The organism is Pseudomonas sp. P1_F1_2 (assembly GCF_056405815.1).
In genome coordinates this window covers 1-8,487 of the sequence record NZ_JBFUBK010000168.1, presented here as the reverse complement: position 1 = coordinate 8,487, position 8,487 = coordinate 1, and the positions used below count along the sequence as shown (strand labels likewise).

Here is an 8,487-nt window from a genome sequence, read left to right as displayed (position 1 = left end):
ACCTGAAACACCGCATCGTCTGATTTCACGACTGCTGCGCAGCCGAACGCAGGCTTCGCCAGCTGCTACAGAAAGTGCGTTAGCCGTTTATTGATTCTGGCGCTGCGCTCGAAGCCGATCGGCGGCCTGGCGCAACAACTGTTCCGTGCCTTCCCAGCCAAGACAGCCATCGGTGACCGAAACGCCATAGCGCAGCGATGGACTCAGGGGTTGGCAGCCTTCGAACAAATGGCTCTCGATCATCATGCCGATCAGCGATCGGTCGCCTTGCAGGCGTTGTTCGAGCACATCGTTGAACACCGCAGGTTGCCGCGCCGGGTCTTTTCCGCTGTTGGCATGGCTGCAATCGACCATGATTCGCGCCGGGATCTTGAGCCGGGTCAAATCGCGGTTCACCTGGGTGACGCTGTCGCGATCGTAGTTCGGTCCATGGTGTCCGCCGCGCAATACGAGGTGAGTGTCGGGGTTGCCGGGCGTCTGGATGATCGCGGGATGTCCCTGGCTATCGACGCCGAAATGGCGGTGCGGATGCGCAGCGGAGCGCATGGCGTCGCTGGCAACGGCCACGCCGCCGTCGGTGCCGTTCTTGAACCCGACGGGCATGCTCAGGCCGCTGGCCATTTCTCGGTGGATCTGCGATTCAGTGGTGCGGGCACCAATCGCCACCCAGCTCAGCAAGTCGTCAAAGTAGCCGACTGCCATGGGTTGCAGCAGTTCGGTTGCAATCGGCAAGCCGAGACGAAGCATTTCACGCATCAGTTCACGCGACAGCGTCAAACCGCCGGCCATGTCATCACTGCCATCGAGATGCGGGTCATAGGCCAGGCCTTTCCAGCCGACCGTGGTGCGAGGTTTTTCGACGTAGGCGCGCATCACCAGCAGCATTTCATCGCTGACATCGGTGGCGAGTCGGGCAAGATTGGCCGCGTATTCGAGGGCGGACTGTGGGTCATGAATCGAGCAAGGACCGACGATCACCAGCAAACGGGAATCTTCACCGTTGAGAATCGCGCGGACCGCATCGCGGTGGGCAGCGACTTGCCGGGTCAGGGCATTGCTGAGGGGCAATTGCTGTTTGAGTTGCAACGAGCTGGGCAGACGCAGGGTCAGCGCTTCGTTGGCAGGGCTCAAGGTGGACAGCGGCAGAGCAGAGACGGACGAGTTCATATTCAGGCTTCCTGGGCTGGCGGCGGGTTCGTTCCCGCGCGCTCGGCCCTACTGGGGTGTTCGACAATTGGCCGGATTGGCTTCGTGTGTGTGCTTGCCACCTGTAGGTGACCGATCGGAGGCGGCAGGCTGTCCCGAGCGGAGGCTGCTAAATCGCCAGGCGGAAAAACTGTCGTAACGGTAATAAGTGGCGTAGTTCATGTCGTGAATCCTCAAATTGTCTGGTGTGCTGCAAAAATGTTCGGGCCTGAAAAAACAAAACCCCCGGTCGGGAGGCCGACCGGGGGTTTGGAAAACTCTGGCGGCGACCCGTTTAAAGTGGGCGCCGTGTGGGTATCAGGCGCGCCAGTGGCTAAACCAATACCCAAAATAAAAGCTGGCCGAAGCACAGACGTCATTCACTCGCGCAGCCGCCACCGAGCGCAGGGCGCTGATCGTTGCAAGCTGTGAGAGGGTGTTGAACATGGTCTGTCTCCGATGAATGTGCCTGAGCTTACTCGAGGCCGGTGCGCGGTTTCAATCAGAAAATGCTATCGCTCACCGGCAGCGGTTTCTATCGCTTGAGCACGGGCCGCTTTATGACACACTTGGTTTTTTGCCCGCCCTCTAACGTCGCAAGGATGAAGCATGACGCCATTGACCATTGCCGCCGCACAATCGATTTCCGTCGCGGGTGATCTCGCCGCCAACATTGTTTGGCATCAACGTTTCATGCAGGTTGCCGCGGAGCAGGGCGTTCAGTTGCTGGTCTTTCCGGAACTGTCATTGACCGGCTATGAGCGGGGGGTGGCGGCCGATCTTGCGGTTGTACCTGATGCGAAAGAGCTGCAGCCATTGCGCGATTTCGCCCGCGAAGTCGGTGTGACCAGTGTCGTCGGAATGCCGATTCGACTGTCGGACGATTCGCCGGTCCTGATTGGTGCGCTGGTTTTGGGCGCTGATGGTTCGCTTGGGGTTTACAGCAAACAGCATCTGCACCCCGGCGAGGAAGTAGCGTTTGCGCCAGGCAATGGCGGATCGATGCTGAACATTGGTGGCGATACCGTCGCGTTGGCGGTGTGTGCGGATTTTTCTCACGCCAGTCACGCTGCCGCTGCTGCGCAGCAGGGTGCCGACCTTTATGCCGCCGGTGTGCTGATCACTGAAAGCGGCTATGCCCCGGACTCGGCGCTCCTGAAAGGCTACGCCGGCACTCATTCAATGACGGTGCTGATGGCAAACCATGGCGGTGCGACCGGAGGCTGGGAGTCAGCCGGACGCAGCGCAATCTGGGCGCCGGACGGTTCGCTCATCGTGGCGGCGAGCAGTGCCGGGAACGTGATGGTGGTGGCTCGCCGTGATGCAGGCGGCTGGAAGGGCAGTGTCGTAGACGTTTCGGAGGCTTGAATGGCGTTCCAATGGCGTGCGGTCTTATCCGCGGATCTCGACTTCGCGCGTACGCTCACCTGCACCAACATGCTGCGCTATTACATTCAGTACGATCTGCTTTGGCTGGATGAAGCGTTTGATGTCGCTTGGGCGGGGCGTGAGAATCGCTTGATTGTGCGCGATGATGCCGTACTGGGTTTTGTCAGCCTGAGTCGCGATGCGAGGGCCTTGCACATCCGTGAATTACAGGTCCTTGAAGCGTTCCAGGGGCAGGGCGCAGGTTCGTGGGCAATCGATCAGGTATTCGATATTGCAGGCGAGGAACGACGCCCGGCCTTGCGCTTGACTGTTTTTGAAAATAATCCGGCAAAAAAACTTTACGAGAGAAAAGGCCTGAAGGTGGTCGGTCAAGACGAGTGTTTCCTGAGAATGCAGCGGGATGTCGGCGGACTTCATCGCTGAAACACGCTGGCGACAAGCCTTTCATGACGTATTGATACTTTTTATATGACGCTTGCCGCTAGGTCTGCCCATTGCTTTTTGCTAAGGTGTCCGGCAACCCAATAAGACCATTTCGCGAGGTGTCTGCTTGATTAGGGTGCTAGTAGTCGATGACCATGATCTCGTTCGTACAGGCATTACACGAATGCTGGCTGACATCGATGGCCTGCAAGTGGTCGGCCAGGCTGAGTCAGGGGAAGAATCCCTGCTGAAAGCGCGTGAGCTGAAACCCGATGTGGTCTTGATGGACGTCAAGATGCCCGGCATTGGCGGTCTTGAAGCCACGCGCAAACTGTTGCGCAGTCATCCGGATATCAAAGTCGTCGCAGTCACCGTCTGTGAGGAAGATCCGTTTCCTACACGGTTGTTGCAGGCCGGTGCCGCAGGTTATCTGACCAAGGGTGCCGGGTTGCCGGAAATGGTCCAGGCCATTCGCCTGGTGTTTGCTGGCCAACGCTATATCAGCCCGCAAATTGCCCAGCAATTGGCGATCAAATCTTTCCAGCCGACCAATGATTCGCCCTTTGATGCATTGTCCGAGCGCGAAATCCAGATCGCGCTGATGATTGTCGGCTGTCAGAAGGTACAGATCATTTCCGACAAGCTTTGCCTGTCGCCCAAAACGGTCAACACCTACCGTTACCGCATTTTCGAGAAGCTTTCGATCAGCAGTGACGTGGAGTTGACGCTGTTGGCGGTTCGTCACGGCATGGTCGATGCCAGCCTCTGACAATGACTGAAGTCTTCGATCCCAGCGCCTTTCTGTCGACGGTCAGTGGGCGTCCCGGTGTGTATCGCATGTTCGACAGCGATGCGCGCCTGTTGTATGTCGGCAAAGCCAAGAACCTGAAAAATCGCCTGTCGAGCTACTTCCGAAAATCCGGTCTGGCGCCCAAGACCGCAGCGCTGGTGGCGCGCATCGCCCAGGTCGAAACCACCATCACCGCCAATGAAACTGAAGCCCTGCTGCTTGAGCAGACGCTGATCAAGGAATGGCGGCCGCCGTACAACATCCTGCTGCGCGATGACAAATCGTATCCTTACGTCTTTCTTTCGGATGGCCAGTTCCCTCGCTTGAGCATCCATCGCGGTGCGAAAAAAGCCAAGGGCAAGTATTTTGGTCCGTACCCGAGCGCTGGAGCGATTCGCGAAAGCCTGAGTCTTTTGCAAAAGACCTTCTTTGTCCGTCAGTGTGAAGACAGCTATTTCAAAAACCGCACGCGTCCTTGCCTGCAATACCAGATCAAACGTTGCAAGGCGCCGTGCGTAGGGCTGGTGGAGCCTGAGGTGTACGCCGAAGACGTTCGCCACTCGGTGATGTTCCTTGAAGGCCGCAGCAATGCGCTGGCTGACGAATTGTCCGCGGGCATGGAAGAGGCGGCGATCAACCTTGAGTTCGAACGGGCCGCCGAGTTGCGCGACCAGATATCGTTGTTGCGTCGGGTTCAGGACCAGCAAAGCATGGAAGGCGGCACCGGCGATATCGATGTGATCGCGGCGTTCGTAAACCCAGGTGGTGCTTGCGTCCACCTGATCAGCGTTCGCGGCGGCCGGGTACTGGGTAGCAAGAACTTTTTCCCGCAAACCGGTATCGACGAAGACGTATCCGAAGTCATGGCTGCCTTTCTCGGCCAATACTTCATCACCAGCCCCGAGCGCGACTTGCCGAGTGAATTGATCGTCAACGTGGTTCATGAAGATTTCCCGACGCTGATCGAAGCCATCGAAGCGCTGCGCGGTCGCGAACTGACCATCAGCCATCGGGTGCGTGGCACACGAGCACGCTGGCAGCAATTGGCGGTCACCAATGCCGAACAGGCATTGGGCGCACGCCTGGCTAACCGTCAGCATGTCGCCGAACGTTTCGATGCCTTGGCCGAGGTATTGAAGCTGGACGAACCGCCGCAGCGTCTGGAGTGCTACGACATCAGCCATTCCAGTGGTGAAGCCACCGTGGCGTCTTGCGTGGTGTTTGGTCCGGAAGGTCCGATCAAGTCGGACTATCGCCGCTACAACATCGAAGGCGTGACGGCAGGTGATGACTATGCCGCGATGCATCAGGCCTTGACCCGTCGCTTCAGCAAGCTGAAGGACGGGGAGGGCAAGCTGCCGGACATATTGTTAGTGGACGGTGGTAAAGGCCAGCTGTCGATGGCCCGTGATGTGCTCAACGAACTGGCGGTGCCGGACCTGATCCTGTTGGGCGTGGCCAAAGGGGCGACGCGCAAGGCCGGTTTCGAAACCCTGTACCTCAACGATGCGGCCCACGAATTCACCTTGCGCGGCGATTCCCCCGCGCTGCATTTGATCCAGCAAATACGTGACGAAGCTCACCGATTCGCCATTACCGGGCACCGCGCCCGTCGTGGGAAAACCCGCCGCACGTCCACGCTTGAGGGCGTTGCCGGTGTCGGACCAACTAGACGTCGCGATTTATTGAAACATTTTGGTGGATTGCAGGAGCTGTCTCGTGCCAGCATCGAAGAGATCGCCAAAGCACCCGGGATCAGTAAAAAGCTCGCAGAGTTGATTTATGCAAATCTGCACAGCGAGTAGAATGCCAACTCACCTCGTAGCCAGTTGTGCCGATGAATATCCCTAATCTGATTACCGTTCTACGCGTCCTGCTCATCCCGATCTTCATTTTACTGTTCTACCTGCCTTACCAATGGAGCTACGTGGCTTCCGCCTCGGTGTTCGCATTTGCCGCCGCCACAGACTGGCTGGACGGTTATCTGGCTCGACGCCTGGAACAAAGCACTCCGTTCGGGGCGTTCCTTGATCCCGTGGCTGACAAGCTGATGGTCGCCGTCGCGCTGGTCTTGTTGGTGCAGGAACACGGCAACCTGTGGCTCACGCTGCCGGCCGCCGTGATCATCGGTCGTGAGATTGTCGTCTCGGCCTTGCGCGAATGGATGGCTGAACTCGGCGCCCGCGCGCATGTCGCGGTGTCGAACCTGGGTAAATGGAAAAYCGCCGCGCAGATGCTTGCGCTGGTGATCCTGCTGGCCAATCCGTCAGATTTTTCCTTCTGGGTCTTGATCGGTTATGCCTTGTTGATGGTATCCGCGGGCCTGACATTGTGGTCGATGGTCCAGTACTTGCGGGCTGCCTGGCCGCATCTGAAGACTGACGTTGAAAAGAAATAAAACTTTTTTGAATCAAGGGGTTGACGGGGCTTCTGATTTCTATAGAATGCGCCACACCAAGACGCGGGAATAGCTCAGTTGGTAGAGCACGACCTTGCCAAGGTCGGGGTCGCGAGTTCGAGTCTCGTTTCCCGCTCCAAGATTCACAAAAACGCCACTCAATAGAGTGGCGTTTTTGTTTGTGCGTTTTTTGTGGTTCTGCCGGCTGGTTCTTCGGGTTGAAGGGCTGATGTCGGCGTCCTCCGTGCACTTTTATAAAGCCGTAGCACCTGTCGCTGCACTATGCGAAGGCAAGTACCGGATGCATATCCGTGCCCATTGAGCGTCTATAAGCCTGAAACGCCCGGCTGAAGCCCCTTTCGCGAAAAGTGGCACAAACGCTGCAACACACCCGGCAGGCCCACCGTGAATACAGTCGAGTGGGCAGCCCCCTCGGTCAACGACGATCGAATCGCGGGCAACATCGGTGGATCAGGCATAGACGTCTGGTATCAACACCGCAAAAGAACAGGCAAAGACGCCTGGAACCGAAAGGTTTCAGGCGTTTTTTTTTGCTTTTTGAATCGTCTAGCCGGGTGCTTCTTATGAATTCCAATGTTGCCGCGTTGAACAAATTGCAAACGCTGATCGTGATTGGCAATGGCATGGTCGGACACCATTGTGTTGAACAGTTGATCGAGCGGGGCGCGCTTGAGCATTACCGGCTACAGGTGTTCAGCGAGGAGCCGATGCGCGCCTACGACCGCGTGCACCTTTCCGAGTACTTCTCCGGCCGCGATGCCGAGTCGCTGGCCCTCGGTGACGCCTCGCTGTACCAGACGCCGGGCGTGACGCTACATCTGGGTGTGCCGGTGTTGGAAATCGACCGCGACCGCCGCCAGGTGATCACCGCGCAAGGGTGTGTTGCTTACGACAAATTGATCCTGGCCACCGGGTCTTATCCATTCGTGCCGCCCATCGAGGGCGCTGAAGGCGATTCGCGCCTGGTGTATCGAACCCTGGAAGACCTCGACGCGATCCGTGCTGCCGCTGTCAATGCGCGACGTGGTGTCGTGGTGGGTGGTGGTCTGTTGGGGCTCGAAGCCGCCAATGCCCTGAAGAGCCTGGGTCTGGAAGCGCATGTTGTTGAGTTCGCCCCGCGCTTGATGCCGGTGCAGTTGGACGAAATGGGTGGGCTTGCACTGAAGTCGCAGATCGAGCGGCTTGGCGTCGGTGTGCACCTGTCGCGCGGCACTCAATCGATCAGCGCGGGCGAGGATTACCGCTATCGCATGAATTTCGCCAACGACGAATTTCTTGAGGCCGACCTGATCGTGTTCTCGGCGGGTATCCGCGCACAAGATGCGCTCGCCCGTCAGTGCATGCTCGACATCGGTCCGCGTGGTGGCGTGGTCATTGATGGCGAATGCCTGAGCAGCGACCCGAATATTTACGCGATCGGCGAGTGCGCGTCCTGGAATGGCAGCCTTTTCGGACTGGTCGCCCCGGGCTACCAAATGGCGCGCAGCGTCGCGGCGCGTTTGTGTGACCAAGTAGCTGAGCCGTTCATGGGCGCCGACATGTCGACCAAGCTCAAGTTGCTGGGTGTTGATGTCGGCTCCATCGGCGACGCTCACGGCAACACACCCGGCGCGCGCAGCTATCAGTTCATCGACGAAACCACGGCCAGCTACCGTCGATTGGTCGTGGATGCTTCGGGCAAGCACGTACTCGGTGCCGTGTTGGTCGGTGATAACAGCTATTACGACACGCTGCTGCAATACATGCAGAACGCCATTGCCTTGCCGGCGGAACCCGCCAGCCTGATTCTGCCGTCGTCCGAAGGGGCGCCGACCCTGGGGCCGGGCGCGTTGCCTGAATCGGCCACAGTCTGTTCCTGCCATAACGTCACCAAGGGTTCCATTTGTTCGGCCATCGACGGTGGCTGCACTGACCTCGGTTTGCTCAAGTCGCAAACCAAAGCGTGCACCGGTTGCGGTGGGTGCGCCGGTTTGCTCAAGCAAGTTTTCGAACATGAGCTGATTGCCCGAGGCGTCAGTGTCGATAAAAGCCTGTGCGAACACTTCGCCTATACGCGTCAGGAGCTGTATGCGCTGGTGCGCGTAGAAGGGGTGATCACTTTCGAAGAGCTGCTGGCCAAGCATGGTCGTGGCCACACGGGTTGCGATGTCTGCAAGCCGGCCGTTGGCTCGATCCTCGCGTCGTGCTGGAACCAGCCGATCATGGACGCCTCGCTGGTGCCGTTGCAGGACACCAACGACACCTTCATGGCCAACATGCAGAAAAACGGCACCTATTCAGT

8 protein-coding genes and 1 tRNA gene are annotated in these 8,487 nt (G+C 58.4%); 7 read left to right on the top strand and 2 right to left on the bottom strand.

The features are described 5' to 3' along the window. Nucleotides 1–87: 87 nt before the first annotated feature. Nucleotides 88–1,167 carry a 3-deoxy-7-phosphoheptulonate synthase gene (locus tag AC1D2P_RS29675; protein ID WP_477757538.1) on the bottom strand — a complete coding sequence of 360 codons (1,080 nt, stop codon included), beginning with the start codon at nt 1,165–1,167 and terminating at the stop codon, nt 88–90. Between the two features lie 336 nt (nt 1,168–1,503). Then, nucleotides 1,504–1,632: a hypothetical protein gene (locus AC1D2P_RS29670; protein ID WP_477757539.1), complete on the bottom strand. Its 129-nt coding sequence runs from the start codon at nt 1,630–1,632 to the stop codon at nt 1,504–1,506. Between the two features lie 162 nt (nt 1,633–1,794). Between AC1D2P_RS29670 and AC1D2P_RS29665 the strand changes: the two genes are divergently transcribed. From AC1D2P_RS29665 to nirB, 7 genes are all read left to right on the top strand, one after another. Next, nucleotides 1,795–2,553 carry a carbon-nitrogen hydrolase family protein gene (locus AC1D2P_RS29665; RefSeq protein WP_109784724.1) on the top strand — a complete coding sequence of 253 codons (759 nt, stop codon included), beginning with the start codon at nt 1,795–1,797 and terminating at the stop codon, nt 2,551–2,553. Beyond that, the gene (locus tag AC1D2P_RS29660; protein ID WP_477757540.1) at nt 2,554–2,997 is read left to right on the top strand and encodes a GNAT family N-acetyltransferase; all 444 of its coding nucleotides are present in this window, start codon (nt 2,554–2,556) and stop codon (nt 2,995–2,997) included. Between the two features lie 127 nt (nt 2,998–3,124). Next, nucleotides 3,125–3,766 (top strand): response regulator transcription factor GacA, encoded by a 642-nt coding sequence (gacA, locus tag AC1D2P_RS29655; protein ID WP_008015884.1) that lies wholly within the window; start codon nt 3,125–3,127, stop codon nt 3,764–3,766. A gap of 2 nt (nt 3,767–3,768) precedes the next feature. Further along, nucleotides 3,769–5,592: an excinuclease ABC subunit UvrC gene (uvrC, locus tag AC1D2P_RS29650; protein WP_258668059.1), complete on the top strand. Its 1,824-nt coding sequence runs from the start codon at nt 3,769–3,771 to the stop codon at nt 5,590–5,592. 32 nt (nt 5,593–5,624) lie between these two features. Beyond that, a complete protein-coding gene (gene pgsA, locus AC1D2P_RS29645) occupies nt 5,625–6,185 on the top strand; it encodes a CDP-diacylglycerol--glycerol-3-phosphate 3-phosphatidyltransferase (RefSeq protein ID WP_477811733.1) in 561 nt (186 codons plus the stop codon). 63 nt (nt 6,186–6,248) lie between these two features. Continuing rightward, a tRNA-Gly gene (locus AC1D2P_RS29640) sits at nt 6,249–6,324 on the top strand. A 445-nt stretch (nt 6,325–6,769) separates the two neighbouring features. Then, nucleotides 6,770–8,487, top strand: a 1,718-nt coding sequence (gene nirB, locus AC1D2P_RS29635; protein WP_477811732.1) for a nitrite reductase large subunit NirB, incomplete at its 3' end; no start/stop codon positions are given.

Bases quoted from the DNA above. Each gene is read 5' to 3' on its own strand.
- uvrC (WP_258668059.1), top strand. From the start codon at position 3,769: ATGACTGAAGTCTTCGATCCCAGCGCCTTTCTGTCGACGGTCAGTGGG.
- AC1D2P_RS29660 (WP_477757540.1), top strand. From the start codon at position 2,554: ATGGCGTTCCAATGGCGTGCGGTCTTATCCGCGGATCTCGACTTCGCG.
- AC1D2P_RS29675 (WP_477757538.1), bottom strand. From the start codon at position 1,167: ATGAACTCGTCCGTCTCTGCTCTGCCGCTGTCCACCTTGAGCCCTGCC.
- AC1D2P_RS29665 (WP_109784724.1), top strand. From the start codon at position 1,795: ATGACGCCATTGACCATTGCCGCCGCACAATCGATTTCCGTCGCGGGT.
- AC1D2P_RS29670 (WP_477757539.1), bottom strand. From the start codon at position 1,632: ATGTTCAACACCCTCTCACAGCTTGCAACGATCAGCGCCCTGCGCTCG.